This is a genomic window from Bradyrhizobium sp. Ec3.3 (assembly GCF_000472925.1).
GTDB lineage: Bacteria > Pseudomonadota > Alphaproteobacteria > Rhizobiales > Xanthobacteraceae > Bradyrhizobium.
In genome coordinates, this window is sequence record NZ_AXAS01000018.1 from 123,733 (window position 1) to 141,749 (window position 18,017).

At 65.3% G+C, this 18,017-nt stretch carries 18 protein-coding genes; 7 read left to right on the top strand and 11 right to left on the bottom strand.

The window, feature by feature from the left end; genetic code table 11:
• Window positions 1-69 precede the first annotated feature (69 nt).
• Complete coding sequence (locus YUU_RS0120265) at window positions 70-495, top strand: HIT domain-containing protein (protein ID WP_027524044.1); 426 nt, start codon at window positions 70-72, stop codon at window positions 493-495.
• A 14-nt stretch (window positions 496-509) separates the two neighbouring features.
• On the opposite strand, the gene YUU_RS0120270 is transcribed toward YUU_RS0120265, so the two are convergent.
• The 4 genes from YUU_RS0120270 to YUU_RS0120285 all read right to left on the bottom strand — a co-directional run bounded on the left by YUU_RS0120270 (window position 510) and on the right by YUU_RS0120285 (window position 5,415).
• Window positions 510-1,208, bottom strand: coding sequence for an ABC transporter ATP-binding protein (locus tag YUU_RS0120270; protein ID WP_027524045.1), 699 nt, complete (start codon window positions 1,206-1,208; stop codon window positions 510-512).
• Window positions 1,205-3,079: an ATP-binding cassette domain-containing protein gene (locus YUU_RS0120275; protein ID WP_035662848.1), complete on the bottom strand. Its 1,875-nt coding sequence runs from the start codon at window positions 3,077-3,079 to the stop codon at window positions 1,205-1,207. The genes YUU_RS0120270 and YUU_RS0120275 overlap by 4 nt, the downstream gene beginning before the upstream one ends.
• Before the next feature lie 8 nt (window positions 3,080-3,087).
• On the bottom strand, window positions 3,088-3,963 hold the full coding sequence (locus YUU_RS0120280) for a branched-chain amino acid ABC transporter permease (RefSeq protein ID WP_027524047.1): 876 nt from the start codon (window positions 3,961-3,963) through the stop codon (window positions 3,088-3,090).
• A 105-nt stretch (window positions 3,964-4,068) separates the two neighbouring features.
• Complete coding sequence (locus tag YUU_RS0120285) at window positions 4,069-5,415, bottom strand: substrate-binding protein (RefSeq protein ID WP_027524048.1); 1,347 nt, start codon at window positions 5,413-5,415, stop codon at window positions 4,069-4,071.
• 241 nt (window positions 5,416-5,656) lie between these two features.
• On the opposite strand from YUU_RS0120285, the gene YUU_RS0120290 reads away from it, so the two are divergent.
• Both YUU_RS0120290 and YUU_RS0120295 read left to right on the top strand, forming a co-directional pair.
• The gene (locus YUU_RS0120290; protein WP_027524049.1) at window positions 5,657-6,262 is read left to right on the top strand and encodes a hypothetical protein; all 606 of its coding nucleotides are present in this window, start codon (window positions 5,657-5,659) and stop codon (window positions 6,260-6,262) included.
• Between the two features lie 117 nt (window positions 6,263-6,379).
• Window positions 6,380-6,838, top strand: a complete 459-nt coding sequence (locus YUU_RS0120295) for a helix-turn-helix domain-containing protein (RefSeq protein WP_027524050.1) — start codon at window positions 6,380-6,382, stop codon at window positions 6,836-6,838.
• Here YUU_RS0120295 and prfA read toward each other — a convergent pair.
• The 3 genes from prfA to YUU_RS0120310 all read right to left on the bottom strand — a co-directional run bounded on the left by prfA (window position 6,835) and on the right by YUU_RS0120310 (window position 11,787).
• Window positions 6,835-7,920: a peptide chain release factor 1 gene (prfA, locus tag YUU_RS0120300; RefSeq protein WP_027524051.1), complete on the bottom strand. Its 1,086-nt coding sequence runs from the start codon at window positions 7,918-7,920 to the stop codon at window positions 6,835-6,837. The genes YUU_RS0120295 and prfA overlap by 4 nt on opposite strands.
• 56 nt (window positions 7,921-7,976) lie before the next feature.
• A complete protein-coding gene (gene ptsP, locus YUU_RS0120305; RefSeq protein WP_027524052.1) occupies window positions 7,977-10,244 on the bottom strand; it encodes a phosphoenolpyruvate--protein phosphotransferase in 2,268 nt (755 codons plus the stop codon).
• Between the two features lie 286 nt (window positions 10,245-10,530).
• Window positions 10,531-11,787, bottom strand: a complete 1,257-nt coding sequence (locus YUU_RS0120310; RefSeq protein WP_027524053.1) for an aspartate kinase — start codon at window positions 11,785-11,787, stop codon at window positions 10,531-10,533.
• Between the two features lie 148 nt (window positions 11,788-11,935).
• Between YUU_RS0120310 and YUU_RS0120315 the strand changes: the two genes are divergently transcribed.
• From YUU_RS0120315 to YUU_RS0120325, 3 genes are all read left to right on the top strand, one after another.
• Window positions 11,936-12,403: a PH domain-containing protein gene (locus tag YUU_RS0120315; protein ID WP_027524054.1), complete on the top strand. Its 468-nt coding sequence runs from the start codon at window positions 11,936-11,938 to the stop codon at window positions 12,401-12,403.
• 14 nt (window positions 12,404-12,417) lie between these two features.
• Window positions 12,418-13,191: a bifunctional 2-polyprenyl-6-hydroxyphenol methylase/3-demethylubiquinol 3-O-methyltransferase UbiG gene (gene ubiG / locus YUU_RS0120320; RefSeq protein WP_027524055.1), complete on the top strand. Its 774-nt coding sequence runs from the start codon at window positions 12,418-12,420 to the stop codon at window positions 13,189-13,191.
• 288 nt (window positions 13,192-13,479) lie between these two features.
• Window positions 13,480-14,379, top strand: coding sequence for an EamA family transporter (locus YUU_RS0120325; protein WP_027524056.1), 900 nt, complete (start codon window positions 13,480-13,482; stop codon window positions 14,377-14,379).
• Here the strand turns inward: YUU_RS0120325 and YUU_RS0120330 are convergent.
• Genes YUU_RS0120330 through YUU_RS0120345 form a run of 4 tightly spaced genes read right to left on the bottom strand, consistent with a single transcriptional unit; the run spans window position 14,376 to window position 16,853 of the window.
• A complete protein-coding gene (locus YUU_RS0120330) occupies window positions 14,376-14,855 on the bottom strand; it encodes a DUF1178 family protein (RefSeq protein ID WP_027524057.1) in 480 nt (159 codons plus the stop codon). The two genes, YUU_RS0120325 and YUU_RS0120330, sit on opposite strands and share 4 nt — an antisense overlap.
• Window positions 14,852-15,736 (bottom strand): carbon-nitrogen hydrolase family protein, encoded by an 885-nt coding sequence (locus tag YUU_RS0120335; protein WP_027524058.1) that lies wholly within the window; start codon window positions 15,734-15,736, stop codon window positions 14,852-14,854. The genes YUU_RS0120330 and YUU_RS0120335 overlap by 4 nt, the downstream gene beginning before the upstream one ends.
• Window positions 15,733-16,008, bottom strand: a complete 276-nt coding sequence (grxC, locus tag YUU_RS0120340; protein WP_027524059.1) for a glutaredoxin 3 — start codon at window positions 16,006-16,008, stop codon at window positions 15,733-15,735. The genes YUU_RS0120335 and grxC overlap by 4 nt, the downstream gene beginning before the upstream one ends.
• 35 nt (window positions 16,009-16,043) lie before the next feature.
• Window positions 16,044-16,853: a ComF family protein gene (locus YUU_RS0120345; RefSeq protein WP_027524060.1), complete on the bottom strand. Its 810-nt coding sequence runs from the start codon at window positions 16,851-16,853 to the stop codon at window positions 16,044-16,046.
• A gap of 255 nt (window positions 16,854-17,108) precedes the next feature.
• Between YUU_RS0120345 and YUU_RS0120350 the strand changes: the two genes are divergently transcribed.
• The gene (locus YUU_RS0120350) at window positions 17,109-17,957 is read left to right on the top strand and encodes a methyltransferase domain-containing protein (RefSeq protein WP_027524061.1); all 849 of its coding nucleotides are present in this window, start codon (window positions 17,109-17,111) and stop codon (window positions 17,955-17,957) included.
• Window positions 17,958-18,017: the final 60 nt, after the last annotated feature.

Below are 18,017 nucleotides of genomic sequence, written 5' to 3' on the forward strand. Positions count from 1 at the left end.
AGGACGATGGCCCTGCTTGCGTCAACGGAAGCGGTCGCGTTTGATCGGCGAAAATGCACGGTAACAGCCATGCCGACCTATGACGATCAGAATGTCTTCGCAAAGATTTTGCGCGGCGAGATTCCCTGCCTCAGGATCTACGAGAACGACCGTGTGCTGGCCTTCCTCGACATCATGCCGCGCTCGCCCGGCCATACCCTGGTGGTCCCCAAGGCGCCTGCGCGCGGCATCCTGGACATCGCCGAGGACGATCTTGCCGAGGTGGCACGTGCTGCCAAGCGGATCGCGATTGCGGCGATGAAGGCGTTCGGCGCCGACGGCATCATCATCCAGCAATTCAGCGAACCCGCGAGCGGGCAGGTGGTCATGCACCTGCACATGCATGTCATGCCGGTCACGGCGGGCGTCGAATTGCTGCCGCCGCAGACGCGACAGGAAGATCCCGCGGTGCTCGCCGATCACGCCAGACGGATGATTGCCGCGCTCGGCGGTTGATCCTGTGAAGCGGATCAGACGCCGAGCCAGCGTTGCAGAAGCTGCGGCTGGGCCTTCAGCTCCTGGGCTGGGCCCTCGTGCACGATGTGACCGTTGTTGATGATGTAGATGCGCTTGGCGAGCGCGAGCGTTGCCGCCAGGTTCTGCTCGACCAGCACGATGGTCTGGCCGGCGGCGGCGAGATCGCCGCATGCCCTGACGAGATCGCGGACGATCACGGGGGCAAGCCCCTCGAACGGCTCGTCCAGCAGGATGATCTTGGGATCGCGCACCAGCGCGCGCGCGATTGCCAGCATCTGCTGCTCGCCGCCGGAAAGCTCGTTGCCGCGATTGCCGCGCCGTTCCTTCAGCCGCGGAAACATCTCGTAGATGCGATCGAGCGGCCAGCGCTTCACCGCGGTGAAGCCGGCAATGACGATGTTCTCCTCGACGGTGAGGCTGCCGAAGATGCGGCGTTCCTCGTGGACCAGCTGCATGCCGGCCCGCGCGATCCTGTGGCTGCGGCGCCCGGCGATGTCGGTGCCGTCGAAGATCACGGTGCCGCTGCGCGGCCTCACCACGCCCATCAGGCTCTTCAACGTCGTGCTCTTGCCGGCACCGTTGCGGCCGAGCAGCGCGACGACCTCGTGCCGCTCGACGCGCATGGCGACGTCGAACAGGATGTGCGAATCCCCGTAATAGCTGTTCAGGCCGTTGACCTCGATCAGGCTCATGCGGCGATCTCTCCATGCACGCCGCCGAGATAGGCTTCCTGCACGGCGGCGTTGGTCCTGATTTCCTCCGGCGTGCCCTCGAGCAGCACGCGGCCCTCCTGGAGCACGGTGACGCGCTCGACCAGCTCGAACAGCGAATCCATGTCGTGGTCGATGATGATCATGGTGCGGTCGCGCGCGATGGCCTTGAGCAGGCGCACGGTTTCAATCCTCTCACGCGGGCTCATGCCCGCGAGCGGCTCGTCGAGCAGCAGCAGCCGGGGCGAGGTGGCGAGTGCGAGCCCGATCTCCAGCCGGCGCTTCTCGCCATAGGCGAGCTCGGCAACCGGCGTGTCGGCCCGCGCGGCCAGATTGACGAGATGAAGCGTATGCTCGACCTGCCGCGACAGGCCCTTCACGGTGGAGAGCTTGCGGAACAGATCGAGGCGGAACTTGCCGCGCAATTTTGCGAGCGCCGCGATGGTCAGGTTCTGCCGCACGGTCAGGCCGGCGAAAAGCTGGTTGACCTGGTAGCTCTTGGTCAGGCCGAGCTGGCAGACATCGGTGATGCGCTGTCCCGTGATATCGCGGCCCTCGAACACGATGCGGCCCGAGGTCGGCGCGATCTCGCAGGTCAGCATCTTGAAGAAGGTCGACTTGCCGGCGCCGTTGGGGCCGATGATGCCGCGCAGCTCGCCATGATTGACGCTGAAGTCGAGGTCGCTGTTGGCGACGAGGCCGCCATAGCGCTTGGTCAGGCCGGTGGCTTGAAGGATTGGACCCGGACGGTGGTCGCGTTTGGTCCCCGCCGGCGCAGGAACGACAGGCGTTCGTTCCGCTATTTCGGCCTCCGCGGCGTGCTGGCCTGCTACGGCTGGCGCTTCCTCGGCCGGAGCCGCGGCCCGCTTGCCCGTGACGAAGCCGAAGAGGTTGATGAGTCCGCCGACGATGCCGCCGCGCAGGAAGCAGACCAAAGCCACGAAGGCGACGCCGAGCACGAGCTTCCAGGCGGCCCCTAACCCCATCGCGGCCTGCAGGAAATCCTGGAGGAACAGCCAGACGGCAGCGCCGACTAGCGGGCCGAACAGCGTGCCGCGGCCGCCGATCGCGGTCTGCATCACGAGCTGGCCGGAGGTGTCGAACGTGAAGGCGTCCGGCGGCATGAAGGCTTGCAGCACGCCGAGCAGTCCGCCGGCAAAGCCGGCATAGGCGGCGGCGATCACGAAGGCGGTGAGCTTGTAGCCGTGGATGTTGTGGCCGACCGCGGTTGCGCGCAGCGGATTGTCGCGGATCGCGCTGAAGATCGCGCCGACCGGCGAGCGCACGATCCTGAGCGCGATTACGATGCCGATGAAGTAGCAGAGCGCGATGAACTGGTAGAGCGACCAGCCATCGGTGAAGTGAAGCGTAATGAAGCCGAGATCGAAGCTCGGCGTCGGCACGCCCGGCAGGCCGTTCTCGCCGCCGGTGAAGTCGGCCAGCGGATTGAACTCGACGAAGAAGAACACCTCCGCGATCGCCACCGTGATCATGGCGAAGTAGATGCCGGTACGGCGCAACGCGATCAATCCGACCAGGTAGCCGGTCGCAGCCGCGGCGATCATGCCGATGATCAGCGCGCCCAGCACGTTGCCGAAGCCGGCGCGGGTCAGAAGCCAGGCGGCGACGAAGCCGCCGGTGCCGTAGAAGGCAGACTGGCCGAACGACAACAGCCCGGTGAAGCCGAACAGGATGTCGAAGCCGAGGCCGAACAGGCCCCAGACCAGGATCCGGTTCACGGTGTTCGGCGCAAAGCCAAGATGGGGCAGCAGGACAGGTGCGACGATCAGGCCGGCCGCCGTCAGGATCTCGATCAGATAGGGAAGCTGCCTGGACTTCGCTTGCTTGGGCATCGGACCACTCATTCGCGCCCCTGCACGCCGAGCAGGCCATGCGGTCGCACCACAAGCACGAGCGTCATCGCAGCAAACAGCATCACATAGGCATAGCCGGGGTTGAACATGGAGGTGACGCTGATGATCTCGCCGGCGATCAGGCCGCCCAGAATGGCGCCCGGGAACGAGCCGACGCCGCCGATCACCACCACCACGAAGGTCTCGACCAAAATGTCGTCGCCGACGCCCGGTGTCAGCGACACCACCGGCGCGTTGATGATGCCGGCAAATCCAGCGGCCATCGCGCCGATGCCGAACACGACCATGAAGACGCGGTAGACGTCGATGCCGAGCGAATCCACCATCACGGAGTCCTCGATGCCGGCGCGCACGATCATGCCGAGTCGGGTCCGGTAGAGTACGAGGAACAGCGCGCCGAGCGCGACCGCGACGATGCCGACCACCGCGAGGCGATAGGTCGGATAGAACATGAAGCCGAGATTGGTGATGCCCTGGAACAACGGCGGGGGCGGGACGATCTGCGACTGGCTTGAGAAGATCAGCCGAACGATCTCGACGAAGCAGATGCCGAGACCGAAGGTGACGAGAAGCTGGTCTTCATGCGGACGCTGGTAGAAGTGGCGGATGATCACCCGCTCCATCGCGATGCCGAGGAGCATTACGAACAGCGAGCCCGCGATGACGGCGATGATGAACGAGTGGGTGTACTGAAAGGCGACGAAGCCGGCGTAGCCGCCGATCATGAACATCGCGCCATGCGCGAGGTTCAATACGCCGAGCGTGCCGTAGATGATGGTCAGGCCCGAACTGATCAGCGCGAGCAGCGCGCCGAGCGCGAGCCCGTTGAAGAGCTGGGAGATGAGATTGGGCCAACTGATCATGAGTGCGTCTTGATTCCGAGCCGCGCGAACCGACGCGCCGATCCGCAAAAGGCTGACGCCGCAGGCGTGGCAACTGCCCGCGGCGTCACAGGGGTCAACCCAGGTTCACGAGTACTCGCCGAGATGGCAGCCGAACGCGTCCGGCTTCTGCATCAGGCCCTCACTGGGGACGATCTCGACGACGTCGTAATAGTCCTCCTTGTTCTTCATGTCCTTTTCCATCTTGCCCTTGACGATGATGACAGGACGGACGCACTGATGGTCTTCCGCGCGATAATGGACGTCGCCGACGAAGGAGGGGATGGTCTCGCCCTTCTCATAGGCCTTGATGACGTCAGGCGGATAGAAGCTGCCGGCTTCCTCACACATGCGCGCCCAGTGCGCGAAGCTGACATAGGCGTTCTCGGCGCCCCACTCCGGCTTGTAGCCGTACTTCGCCGCGAAGGCGTCGTTGAACATCTTGGCGAGCGGGAACTTGTCCTCGATCGTCCACCAATAGTCGGTCGCGGCATAGACGCCCTGCATCAGGCCGCCGGTCTCGCGCGCGATGAACGGCACCTGGTAGGGAATCACGAGCTTCATCCTGTCGAGCACGCCGAACTGCTTGGCCTGCTGGGTCGAGAGAACGGCATCGTGGCCCCAGTTGACGTTGATGAGCACGTCGGCGCCGGAGTTCGCGACGTTGAGCAGATATGAGGAATAGTCGGGCGCGCCGAGTGGCGCGACCTGGTTCGTCGCGGTCGTCCATCCCGCGCTTGCCAGAAAATCCTGCATCGACTTCGTCACGGTGTGTCCGTAGGTGTAGTCGGGCGTGAGGTAAGCGGCCTTCTTGTTCTTGCCAAAGGCTTTGACCATCACCGGGCCGATCGCCGCGGCCGCCGTCTGGCCGAAGAAATCCTGGCGGAAGCCGTAGCGGACGCAATCCTTGCCGGTGGTGTCGTTCGAGCCGGAGATGCCGCACACGAAGAGCACCTTCTCGCGCTGCGCGAGCTTGTTCAAGGCGACTGCGACCGCGCTCGACGTGCCGCCGGTGATCATGATCGCCTTGTTCTCGCTGATGAAGCGCTGCTGCGCCTGCACCGCCTCGTTGGGCTTGGCGGCGGAATCGGCGACACCGAATTTCAGCTCCTTGCCGAGCACGCCCTTGCTGGTCTTGGGCGAGATCTTCTTGATCAGATCATGCCCGCTGTTGATGTGCTCGATCGCGAGCTGATAGCCCTTGAGCTCGTCCTCGCCCTGCACCGCATAGGTGCCGGTGCGCGGCACGGAGATGCCGATGAAGACAGAAGAGCCCGAGGCGCCCGCCGGATAGGTGCCGAGCGCGGGCTTGTCGTCGGCGAGCGCGGGCATCGCCGGCAGCAGCGAGCCGCCGATGATGCCGGCGCTGCCTTGCAGCAGGCGTCGGCGCGAAAGTCTTGAATTCAGGCCGCGGCTGATGAAGCTGTTTGTCATGATCAAGTTCCTCCCGAGCATGTTTGTTTGGGGGACGTGACCATCCATCGGCGCTGCTCCCAGCCTTGCCGGTTGCGCGTCGTGTCACATCCCCGTGTAACTCTTGCCGCAAGCATTGCTTGTGATGTCTCGCTGTCAATTTCGCCTTTGGTCTAGGTGAGAAAATTGTCCCGCAAAAACATATCGTGTTACGATACATATTAGCCTTTATGAGTACGTACTCGATGGTTCGGCAGACGACATGACGCGGCAAACGAGAGTGGCAGGTGTCAGGAAGCGGCGGTCATGGCCGCGGAACTCGCGGCGGGCAGCGGCGGATGGTGACGGCCACCGGACCACGCCGCAGGCTCTCGACGCTTTTCGCGCGCCGGAGGCGCGCAATCGGCCGGACGGCTGGCGCAGCTCGCCGGCCGGTCAGTCGAACCTGGCGCCCGGCCCGATGAAGACGCCGAGCGTGCGCGCCCAGAACGTGCTCAAGGAGCTTGCGGTCGAGCTGACGGGTGAGCAGCCGCCGAAGGGAAGCTGGTCGCCGTCACGCGAGTTGCTGCTCGCGCTGACTGCCGAGCGTCTTGCGACCGCGCGCAATTGCGGCCCGCACACGACACGCGAGATCATCGCCTGGGCGCAGGGCTGCGGCGTCACGATCAAGCCGGCGGTCCGGCCCGGCGGATCACTGCCGGAGATGTGGACGCGGCTGATCGCCAACGCCGCATCCGGCGCACTCACCAGCACCGAGATCGCCGGCGCGTTGCAGCGGTCGATCCGGCGGCGAAGCGTGCGCATCCCGATCGCGTTCCAGATCATCCTGGTGAAGATCCTGCTCTCGAATTTTTCCGACTTCGAATAGGCGGGCGGATAGCTGTGCATCCGCGGTGCCGGCCGGTTGGTCCGGAGCTGGCCGCTTGCTAGCCTTGACCTATCCGCTCCTGTCGGCGGGTGGTGAGATCGAGGCGGACGGCGCGGCATGGTTCAACCGAAGAAGACGACAACGCCGGCGCGGCCCGAGGGCGCGGCGATGCGCGAGGCCGACTATCAGGCGCTGGCGCAATTCCGCTACCAGGTGCGAACCTTCCTGGCCTTCAGCGAGGCCGCGGCCCGGCGCGCCGGTCTGGCGCCCCAGCAGCATCAGGCCCTCCTCGCGATCAAGGGGGCTGCCGGGCCGGAAGATGCGACCATCGGCGACGTCGCGCGCTTCCTGCTGATCCGGCATCACACTGCGGTCGAGCTGATGAACCGGATGGCGAAGCTGAAGCTGATCACCCGGGTTGCCGATCCGCAGGATGCCAGGAAGGTCCGTCTCAAGCTGACAGCCAAGGGCGAACAGAAGCTGCGGTCGCTCTCAAAAATCCATCTCGAAGAGCTGCGCGCGGCAAGCCCTGCCTTGAGCAAGATCCTGCGATCATTCCGCACGAAGAGGCGTTAGGCCGCAGCACCCTGCGCCGCGAGCTGGGCGGCCTGATGCTCCGTGGTCAGGGCGTCGATCAGCTCGCCGAGCGCTTCGCCCGCGATCACCTGCGGCAGCTTGTACAGCGTCAGATTGATGCGGTGGTCGGTGACGCGCCCTTGCGGAAAATTGTAGGTGCGGATGCGCTCGCTGCGGTCGCCGGAGCCGACCTTCTCCTTGCGGTCGGCCGAGCGCGCCGCCTCGACACGCTGGCGTTCGGCGTCGTAGATGCGCGAGCGCAGAATGTTCATCGCGGACGCCCTGTTCTTGTGCTGCGAGCGGCTGTCCTGCATCATCACGACGATGCCGGTCGGGATGTGGGTGATGCGGATCGCCGATTCCGTCTTGTTGACGTGCTGGCCGCCGGCTCCTTGTGCGCGCATGGTCTCGATGCGCAGATCCTCGTTCTTGATGTCGACGTCGACATCCTCGACCTCCGGCAGCACCGCGACGGTCGCGGCGGAGGTATGGATGCGGCCTTGCGTCTCGGTGTCGGGCACGCGCTGCACGCGGTGCACGCCGGATTCGAACTTCAGCTTGGAGAACGCACCGCGGCCCTGCACCTCGGCGATGATCTCCTTGTAGCCGCCGACGGTGCCTTCGCTCGCCGAGATCACCTCGACCTTCCAGCCCTGCAAGCCGGCAAAACGCTCGTACATCCGGAACAGGTCGCCGGCGAACAGCGAGGCCTCGTCGCCGCCGGTGCCGGCGCGGATTTCCAGCACCACGTTGCGGTCGTCCATGGCGTCCTTGGGTAACAGCGCCACGCGGATCTTCTGCACGAGATCCTCGATTCTGGGCGAGAGATCGTCGCGCTCTGCCTCGGCCATGCCGCGCATTTCGGCGTCGGTCGCGGGGTCGGCGATCAGCGCCTCGGTATCGGCGAGCTCCTTCACCGCAGACCGATAGGTCTTCACCGCCTCGATCAACGGGCTGATCTCGGCGAGCTCGCGCGTGACCTGCACATAACGCTCGGAGGAGAGCTGGCCGAGCGACTCGGCCTCGAGCGAGGCATGATGTGCAAGGAGGACGTCCAGTTTGGCTTCGGGGAGTGACGACATCGATCAAGTCTCAGGTGCAAAAAGGGGCGAGGCGGACGGCTTTTCGGACCGGCCCGCTACAACGACAGCCCTTCGGCCTCGGCAAATTGCGTCAGCTTCTGCCGGATCGAGACGGTGCCGGTCGGCGCATCCAGGAGCGGATCGAGCATCGCGGCCGCCTTCTTGGCGTCGAGCTCGAGGACCATCGCCTTCACCGGCCCGAGCGCGGTCGCCGACAGTGACAGCGAGCGGTAGCCCATCGCGATCAGCGCCAGCGCGCCGATCGGCTTGGACGCCATCTCGCCGCACAGCGAGACGGACTTCTGCGCGGCCTTGGACTTGCGCACGATCTCGCGCAGCACGCGCAGGATCGGTGCCGACATGGTGTCGAAGCGGTCCGAGACCTTGGCGTTGCCGCGATCGACCGCGAACAGGAACTGGAACAGATCGTTGGAGCCGACCGAGATGAAATCGACCTTCTTCAGGAGCTCGTCGAGCTGGTAGAGCAGCGCCGGCACCTCGACCATGGTGCCGATGTCGATGCGCTCCGGCAGCGTGTGGCCGTGCTGGCGCAGATATGTCAGCTCGCGCTCGACCAGCGCCTTCGCCGAATCGAATTCGGCGACCTCGGAGATCATCGGGAACATCACGCGCAGCGCCCGGCCGCCGCCGGCGCGCAAGAGCGCGCGGATCTGGCCGCGCAGCAGGCCGGGGCGGTCCAGGCCAAGCCGGATCGCGCGCCAGCCGAGCGCGGGATTCTCCTCGATCACCGCCTCCATATAGGGCAGCGCCTTGTCGCCGCCGATGTCGAGGGTGCGGAAGGTGACGGGCTTGGTGCCGGCGGCATCGAGCACGGTGCGATAGAGCGCGAGCTGGTCGCTGGTGCGCGGCAGGCTCTGGCCGACCATGAATTGCAGCTCGGTCCGGAACAGGCCGATGCCGGCGCTGCCGGTGTCGTCGATATGCGGCAGGTCGATGGCGAGACCCGCGTTGATCATCAGCTCGACCGCCTCGCCGTCCTTGGTGACGCAGGGCCGGTCGCGCAGTGCCAGATACTGCGCCTGGCGCCGCGCGCGGAAGCGCACGCGCTCCGCATAGGCCGCCTCGATCTCCTGCGAGGGTCGTACATAGATCGAGCCCGAGGTGCCGTCGACGATGATGGCGTCGCCGGGATCGGCGATACCCGGCGCGTTCGGCACCTCGCCGACCGCGGGGATGCCGAGCGCGCGCGCCACGATCGAGACGTGCGAGTTTGCGGTGCCTTCCTCCAGCACGATGCCGCGCAGCCGCTTGCGGTCGTAGTCGAGCAGCGCCGCCGGTCCCATCGCGCGTGCAATGACGATGGCGTTGTCGGGCAGTTGCTCGCGTGACGGCGCGTGATCCTGGCCGACGAGCTGCCGCATCAGGCGGTAGCCGAGGTCTTCGAGATCGTGCAGGCGGTCGCGCAAATAGGGATCGGTGGAGCGCAGCATGCGCGCGCGGGTGTCGGACTGCACGCGCTCGACGGCAGCTTCCGCGGTGAGGCCGGTCGCCACCGCTTCATGCAGCTTGTGCGACCAGCCCTGGTCGTTGGCGAACATGCGGTAGGCTTCCAGCACGTCGCGGTGCTCGCCGCCCTCGGCGACGTCGCCGCGCTCCAGCATGCGGTCGAGATCGGAGCGCAGCTTGGCGAGCGCGGTGTCGAGCCGCTTGATTTCCTTCGGCAGGTCCTCGGCAATGTAGTCCTTGATGACGACGCGCGGTTCGTGCAGCACGACATGGCCAAGCGCGATGCCCTCCGACAGGATCGCACCGACCTTTTGCGCGGAATGGCGCGCGGCCGGTTCGAGGCCGGGCTGGGCGAGCGCGGACAATTCGCCCGAGGCGATCAGCTCCGCCAGCACCATTGCGGTGGTCTGGAGCGCCTCCAACTCCTCCTCGACATAATTGCGCTTGGCGCGGTTCTGCACCACCAGCACACCGAGCGTGTTGCCGGCGCGCAGAATCGGCACGCCGAGGAAGGAGTGGTAGATTTCTTCGCCGGTCTCGGGACGGAACGAGAAGGCCGGATGACTCTGGGCGTCGCTGAGGTTGAGCGGGGTCGCCTCGCTGGCGACGAGGCCGACCAGGCCCTCATGGGCGCTCAGCACGGTATGGTGCACGGCCTCGCGGTTGAGGCCTTCGGTGGCGTAGAGCTCGAGGGTATTGTCGACGCGCAGCACATAGACCGAGCACACCTCGGCCACCATGTTGGCAGCGATCAGCACCACGATCTTGTCCAGCCGCTCCTGGGCCGAGACCTGCTCCGCCATGGTTTCGCGGAGCCGTCTCAACAAGACGCGGGGACCTCCCGACGCGCTCCGCATGTGCCGTCAATCTCCTCCATCTGCCTGGCCCGGCGGGGTAGCCGGCGGCTGGCCCAAAACTCCAGAGAAACAACAAATTTGCTCTTCCGGCGTCGGCACGAGCCCAAATCTTTTCAGATTTAGCGCCTGCGCCGAATCGGCACCGCCTGAACTGGGGCACAGTCTGCGGCAGCCCACCCTGTTCGCCGTATAGCGAATTGAGGCTTGTTTTGCCAAGCAAAACGCCTGCCAAACGCGAAGGTGTGTACACCTTCGCGTTTGCTGCGGTCGCTAACAGAAAATTCGTCTAAACCTGATCGAGACCGTAGAGCGTGTGCAGGGTTCGCACCGCAAGCTCGGTATAGGCGGTGTCGATCAAAACCGAGAATTTGATCTCGGAGGTTGTGATGGCGCGGATGTTGATATTCCGTGCCGCGAGGGCCGAGAACGCCTGGGCGGCGACGCCGGCATGGCTGCGCATGCCGCTGCCGATCACGGAGATTTTGGCGACGTCGGTGGCGCTATCGAGCCGCGCATAGCCGATCTTGGCCTTGGCGGCGGCGATCGTGTCCCTGGCGCGGGCGTAGTCGGTCGCCGGCACCGTGAAGGTCAGGTCCGTGGTCTTGCCGTCCTCGGAGACGTTCTGGACGATCATGTCGACGTTGATGTTGGCGTCCGCGAGCGGCCCGAAGATCGAGGCGGCGACACCCGGCTTGTCCTCGATCTGGCGCACCGAGATCTGGGCCTCGTCCTTGGAGAAGGCGATGCCGGTGACGACGTGGTTTTCCATGATCTCCTCCTCGCTGCAGATCAGCGTGCCGGGCGGCTGGTTGGCATGCGGGTCGATGTCCTCGGGCTTGTCGAAGCTCGACCGGACGAAGATCGGCATGTTGTGGACCATGCCGAGTTCCACCGAGCGGACCTGGAGCACCTTGGCGCCCTGGGAGGCAAGTTCCAGCATGTCCTCGAACGCGATCTTGTCGAGCCGGCGCGCTTTCGGCACGATGCGCGGGTCGGTGGTGTAGACGCCATCGACATCCGTGTAGATGTCGCAGCGGTCTGCCTTGACGGCGGCGGCGATCGCGACCGCCGAAGTGTCGGAGCCGCCGCGGCCGAGCGTGGTGATTCGGCCGGTCTCGGGATTGATGCCCTGGAAGCCGGCGATGACCGCGACCTCCTTGCGCTCCTTGAAACGGTTGATGATCTCGTTGCCGTCGATGTCCTCGATGCGGGCCGAGGCATGGGCGTCGCTGGTCTTGATCGGGATCTGCCAGCCCTGCCAGGAGCGGGCCTGGATGCCCAGGCCCTGGAGCACGATGGCCAGCAAGCCCGACGTCACCTGCTCGCCGGAGGCGACCACGGCGTCATATTCACGCGCATCGTGCATGGGCGAAGCTTCGGTACACCAGGCGACCAGCTCGTTGGTCTTGCCGGACATCGCCGAGACCACCACGGCAACCTCGTGGCCGGCGTCGACCTCACGCTTCACATGGTGTGCGACGTTGCGGATACGTTCAATATTGGCGACGGATGTGCCGCCGAATTTCATCACGAGGCGGCTCATGACGACGCGTGCATTCCCTCTTGAGGATCAGTATGGTGGCCCGCGCTGGACGGGGTAGCTACCGACCGCGCGTATACAGAGCGGCGGGGCCGGGGGCAAGCCGGTTCCTGACGGACCCGTCGGGGCGGGGAATGGGTTAATCGAGGTTATGGCGCGTTATATCGACAAGATCCTGCAGCCCGGCGAGAAGGTGCTGTATTCGACCAATGCGCACTGGATCTTCTATTCCCCGGCGATTCTGGCCTGGATCGTGGCCCTGGTCCTGCTTCTGATGTCCCGGCAGACGACCACCGAGGGCCTCGTGCTGCTGTGCCTCACGGCCGGTGGCCTGGTGGCACTGGGCGCCCTCTATTGGACACTGAAGGGCTGGTTCCACCGCTTCACCACCGAAACCGATGTGACCAATTTCAGGGTTGTGCATAAGACCGGGTTCATCACCCGAAAGACCTTTGAAATGAGCCTCGACAAGGTCGAAAGTGTCGATGTCGACCAGACCATTCTGGGTCGCATCTTCAACTACGGCGATGTGACGATCCGCGGCGTGGGCGAGGGGATCGAGAAGATCCAGACCATCGCGTCCCCACTTGCCTTCCGCAATTCGATCACCGTGCGGTAGGACGGCGCGTTTTCATGAGCATGCAGCAGAATAGTTCCGCCACCACGATTGTTAGCCAGTCCTCGACCGTCGACGCCGGCGAGGTCGCCAAGTTCTCAAAGCTCTCCGCCGAGTGGTGGGACCCCAACGGCAAGATGGCCCCGCTGCACAAGATCAATCCGCTGCGGCTCGGCTATATCCGCGACGCCGCCTGCCGCAAGTTCGAGCGCAACGTGCGCAGCCTCAACTGCCTCGGAGGTCTGCGCGTGCTCGACATCGGCTGCGGTGCGGGGCTGCTCTGCGAGCCGCTGTCGCGGCTCGGGGCGCAGGTCATCGGCATCGATCCTTCGGCAAGCAACATCGCGGCTGCAAAGCTGCATGCCGACAAGGGGCATCTGTCGATCGACTATCGCTGCACCACGGTCGAGGAGGTCGATCCGCGCGAGCGCTTCGACATCGTGCTGGCGATGGAGGTGGTGGAGCACGTCACCGACGTCGGCGTCTTCCTGAGCCGCTGCGCCGCCATGCTGAAGCCGAACGGGCTGATGGTGGTCTCGACGCTGAACCGCAACTGGAAGAGCTTTGCGCTCGCCATCGTCGGCGCCGAATACGTGCTGCGCTGGCTGCCGCGCGGCACCCATGAGTGGAACAAGTTCGTCACCCCCGACGAACTCGCCAAATATCTGCTCGACAACCGCCTCGTCATCACCGAGCAGACCGGCGTCGTCTACTCGCCCTTCGCCGACAGATGGAGCCTCTCGTCCGACATGGACGTGAACTACATGGTCGTGGCGGAAGGGATGGTGTGAGCGGGCATGCTGGCTTTGAGGGTCTCGCTGCAACAGCACTAAAGGTGTCGTCCTGGCGAAGGCCAGGACCCATAACCCCAGGGAGAGGTTGTGGCGCGCTGGTAACCACGAGTCTTCGCCAAACTACTCCCTGGGGTAATGGGTCCTGGATCTGCGCTTCGCTTGTCCAGGACGACGACGAAGTTTGTAGCAGGAGCATCGCTCCTATGACGTGAGCCCAATTGACCTCTTGAGTCGGTCTCGGCAGTTTGGGCTACGATTACTGCATTCCCAGCCATTCCCCCGCCCATGTTCACCATCACCAGCCTTTGGATTCCCTTCACCGTCATTGCCGCACTCGGGCAGGTGGCGCGCAACGCGATGCAGCGGTCGCTGACGAAGCCGCTGGGCACCTGGGGCGCGACCAACATCCGCTTCCTGTTCGGCTTTCCGTTCTCGGTGCTTTTCCTGGCCGTCGTGCTGGTCGTCTCGGGCGATCATCTGAGCGCGCCGCCGTCCGTGTTCTGGCCGTGGCTGCTGTTAGGGGCGCTCAGCCAGATCGTCGCCACCGGATTGATGCTGCTCGCCATGAACGATCGGTCGTTCGTGGTGACGACGGCTTACCTGAAGACCGAAGCGATCCAGACCGCGATCTTCGGCTTCGTCTTCCTCGGTGATCACCTGACCTGGCTCAAGGTGCTGGCAATCGTGATCGCGACCGTCGGCGTCGTCATCACCGCGCTGCGTCCCGGCGGCGAGAAGAGTTTTGCCGAATTGAAGCCGACCATCATCGGCCTCGTTGCCGCGGCGGCGTTCGCGCTGTCAGCCGTCGGCTTCCGCGGCGCGATCATCGCGGTGCCCGGCGTCTCCTTCGTGACGGCGTCCTCGTTCACGCTGGTGCTGGGCCTGTTCGTGCAGACGCTGATCCTGACGGTCTACCTGCTCTGGCGCGCACCCAAGATCCTGCGTGCCATCCTCGGCCTCTGGAAGCCGTCGCTGCTCGCCGGTTTCATGGGCGCCTTCGCCTCGCAATTCTGGTTCCTGTCCTTCGCGCTGACCGCCGCGGCCAATGTCCGCACGCTCGCACTGATCGAGGTGCTGTTCGCGCAGGGCGTAGCCTACTACTCGTTCAAGCAGCCGGTTTCGCCGCGCGAAATCTTTGGGATCGTGCTGATCGTGGTCGGCGTGGCGATACTGGTCGGTGCCTAGTTCCGGTCTTCCGGCAGCACCGGCAGCGGCGACACCTCGATGCCTTCATCGATCAGCGCCTTGGCTTCATCGGGCGAGGCCTCGCCGTAGATCGGGCGGTGCTCCTTGTCGCCGTAATGCATGGCGCGGGCTTCATTCGGGAAGCGCTCGCCGACATTGTCGGCATGCTTCACGATGTGGTCGCGCAATTCCTTCAGCTTGGTGCGCAGCTCGCGCTCCTGCGCCATCATCAGCGAGGCCGGCTGCTGCGGCGTGACCTCGGTCGCGGGCGCGGGTGCCGGGGTTGGCTCGGGAGCGCGCTCGCGGCCCTTCTTGCCGACGATGCGTGGCGCCATGATCGCCTTGTCGACCTTGGCCGAGCCGCAGATCGGGCAGGTCACGAGCTTGCGCTTGACCTGCTGGTCGTAAGCCGACGAGCTCTGGAACCAGCTTTCGAACGCGTGGTCCCGCTCGCAGCGGAGGGCATAGCGGATCATGCCGATCCCCGCACCAGATGCAGATGATCAGGGCCGGCCTTCGGATCGGCGACGCCGAAGCGGCGGCCGTGTTGCAGCGATGGAATCGCCTTTCGCGCGGTGTCGACCTTGGCCGGATCGATCTTGGCCATGATGATGCCTGGCTCGACATTGCCTTCGGCGAGGATTTCGCCCCAGGGATCGATGATCAAGGAGTGACCATAGGTCTCGCGCTTGTTCTCGTGCAGGCCGGCCTGCGCCGCGGCAAATACGAAGCACCCGGTCTCGATCGCGCGCGAGCGGAGCAGCACATGCCAATGCGCTTCGCCGGTCTTGCGGGTGAAGGCGGAGGGTACGGTGATGAACGACGCGCCAGCCTCTGCCAGCGCGCGATAGAGCGCGGGGAAGCGCACGTCGTAGCAGATCGTGAGCCCGACACGGCCCCAGGGCAGGTCGGAGATGACAGCAGTCTCGCCCGGCTGGTAGTTGGCGGATTCGCGATAGCTCTCGCCGTCCGGCAGCTCGATGTCGAACATGTGGATCTTGTCGTAGCTCGCCAGCAGATTGCCGTCGGGGCCGATCAGGAAGGAGCGGTTGACCGCCTTCTCCGGCGAGTAGCGTAGCGCCAGCGAGCCGATATGCAGATGGATCTTCAATTCGGCGGCGAGCGCGCGATAGGCTTTCAGCGACTTGTCGTCCTCTTCGCTGGCGAGGTGATCGAACAGCGCCTTGCGGTTCAGCTGCATCATGTTGCTGACTTCGGGCGTCTGCACGTAATTCGCGCCGTTCGCCGCCGCCTTTCGAATCAGCTTGCTTGCCTGCTCGAAGCTCGGTTCAGGCAGAAGGCCGGTGCGCATCTGCACCATGGCGGCGGTGAAGGTACGATCCTGATTCTGGCTCATGAGACGGCCTTGACGCTTTCGAGCAGCGCATCGAGCTTGCCTTCGCGATCGAGCGAATAGAGCTCGTCGCAACCGCCGACATGCTTCTCGCCGATCCAGATTTGCGGGAATGTCGAGCCCTCGCCCGCACGGTCATACATCTCCTGGCGCCACGACGGGTTCTTGGCGATGTCGAACTCGGTGAAGGCGGCCTTCTTGCGGGCCAACAGCGACCTGGCCGCGGAACAATAGCCGCAGCCCGGCCTCGTATAGATCTCGACAGCAATGCTCATCTCGCCTGATGCTCTCAATTCATGAATTGATCGAATTATATGGGACGTGACCCGGTCTCCACAACCCGGGCAAAGACCAGTGCGTCGACGTGCGCTGCCTTGGCGCGGAGCAAGGCCCGGGCGCAGGCATCCAGCGTCGCGCCGGAAGTCAAGACGTCATCTATGAGGACAATACGCCGGCCCTGCACCTCGGCCTGGTGGTCGGCAGATACCTGGAATGCGCCCTGCACATTGGTGGCGCGCTGGGCGCGCGACAGCCCGATCTGCTGCTCGGTGGCGCGGATCCGGCGCAGGATGTCGCCTTTCACCTTGACCCCGGTCTGGCGCTCGATCACGCGGGCCAGCGCGCCCGACTGGTTGTAGCGGCGGCGCCAGGCCCGCCGCCAATGCAGCGGCACCGGGACCAGCGTGTCGGCCTCGCCGAGCAGCTCGCGCCCCGCGCGCGCCATCCAGCGGCCCATGGCCGGCGCAAGGTCGGTGCGGTCCTGGTATTTCAGCGAATGTACCAGCGTGCGCGCGACGTCGTCATAGCGCACCGCGGCGCGCGCCCGATGATAGGCGGGCGGGCTCGCAATCGCCTCCATCGACAGCATCTCGGGGCCGGGATCATAGACAAAGGGGATGCCGAGCCGCGGACAGTAGGGCGGGGCGATGAACGACAGTTTTGCCCAGCAGGCCGCACAGACGCCCTCGCCATCGACCGGCTCGCGGCAGGACACGCACAGGGTCGGCAGCGCGATATCGAGCGCGAGCCTAGCCGCGCGCGACAGCATGCGGTGCCCGGCCGTCCATGTGGCGCGTAGAGATGCGGATATGGAACGGTTGGGGGCGCTGGCGGATTCCATGGGCGAGAGGCTAGCGCTACGCCGCAGAGGGCTCAAGCCGCGCTCCGGTCTCTTGCCCCGGACGCAGCGCAGCGCCATAAGCGCGTTTACGCGCGTCTTCGACGCGCTATGGCGGTGCGCTGCCGAGCCGGGCCTAAAGCGTGCACTCGGAAGCGTGGGTCCCGGATCAGCGCAGCAGCGCAAAGAGCGCTGCAGCGCGTCCGGGACACGAGGGAGAAGATTGCCAGAAACATCGTAATCGGCGTAACCAGCGGCATGGCGCAAAACCCGCAAATCCCGCCCGCCCTGTTCGATCGCGCGCTTCTGCATATGCGGCAGTCCCGTGTGCGCGCGCAGGGGCCGGTCAGCTTCCTGCTCGACCGCGTCGACGAGGACATGGCCGACCGGCTGGCGGCGGTGATGCGCGACTTCGGCGCTGTTGCCGATCTCTGGACCCCCGGCGAGGGCCTGGCGGCGCTGCGCTCACGCTTCGGCAACGCGCAGCGGATCGAGCTCGATGCGGCGGGCGAGGAGAAGCTGCCCCTGGCGCCGGAAAGCCTCGATCTCGTGGCGTCTGCGCTGGCCCTGCAATTCGTCAACGATTTGCCGGGTGTGCTCGCGCAAATCCGTCGGGCGTTGAAGCCCGACGGTCTCTTGCTCGCCGCGATGGTCGGCGGCGACAGCCTGACCGAGCTGCGCCAGGCCTTTGCCGCGGCCGAGGCCGAATGCGAGGGCGGAGTGTCGCCGCGTGTCGCGCCGTTCGCTGATCTGCGCGACATCGGCGCATTGTTGCAGCGGGCGGGCTTTGCGCTTCCGGTGACCGATGTCGATCGAATCGTCGTGCGCTACGCGAATGCCTTCGCGCTGATGCAGGATTTGCGGCGCATGGGCGCAGCCAACGTGCTGGTCGAGCGGCGGCGGACGCCGACACCGCGCGCGACCATGCTGCGGATGGCCGAGATCTATGCCGCGCGGTTTGCGGATCCCGACGGTCGCATCCGCGCAACGTTCGACATCGTCTGGCTCTCCGGCTGGGCGCCGCATGCGAGCCAGCAGCAGCCGCTCAAGCCCGGCTCGGCCAAGGCGAGCCTTGCGGAGGCGGTCAGGAAGGTTAAGCGCGACTAGTCTAGCGTGTCCCGGACGCGCTGCAGCGCCCTTGCGCTGCTGCGCAGAGCCGGGACCCAG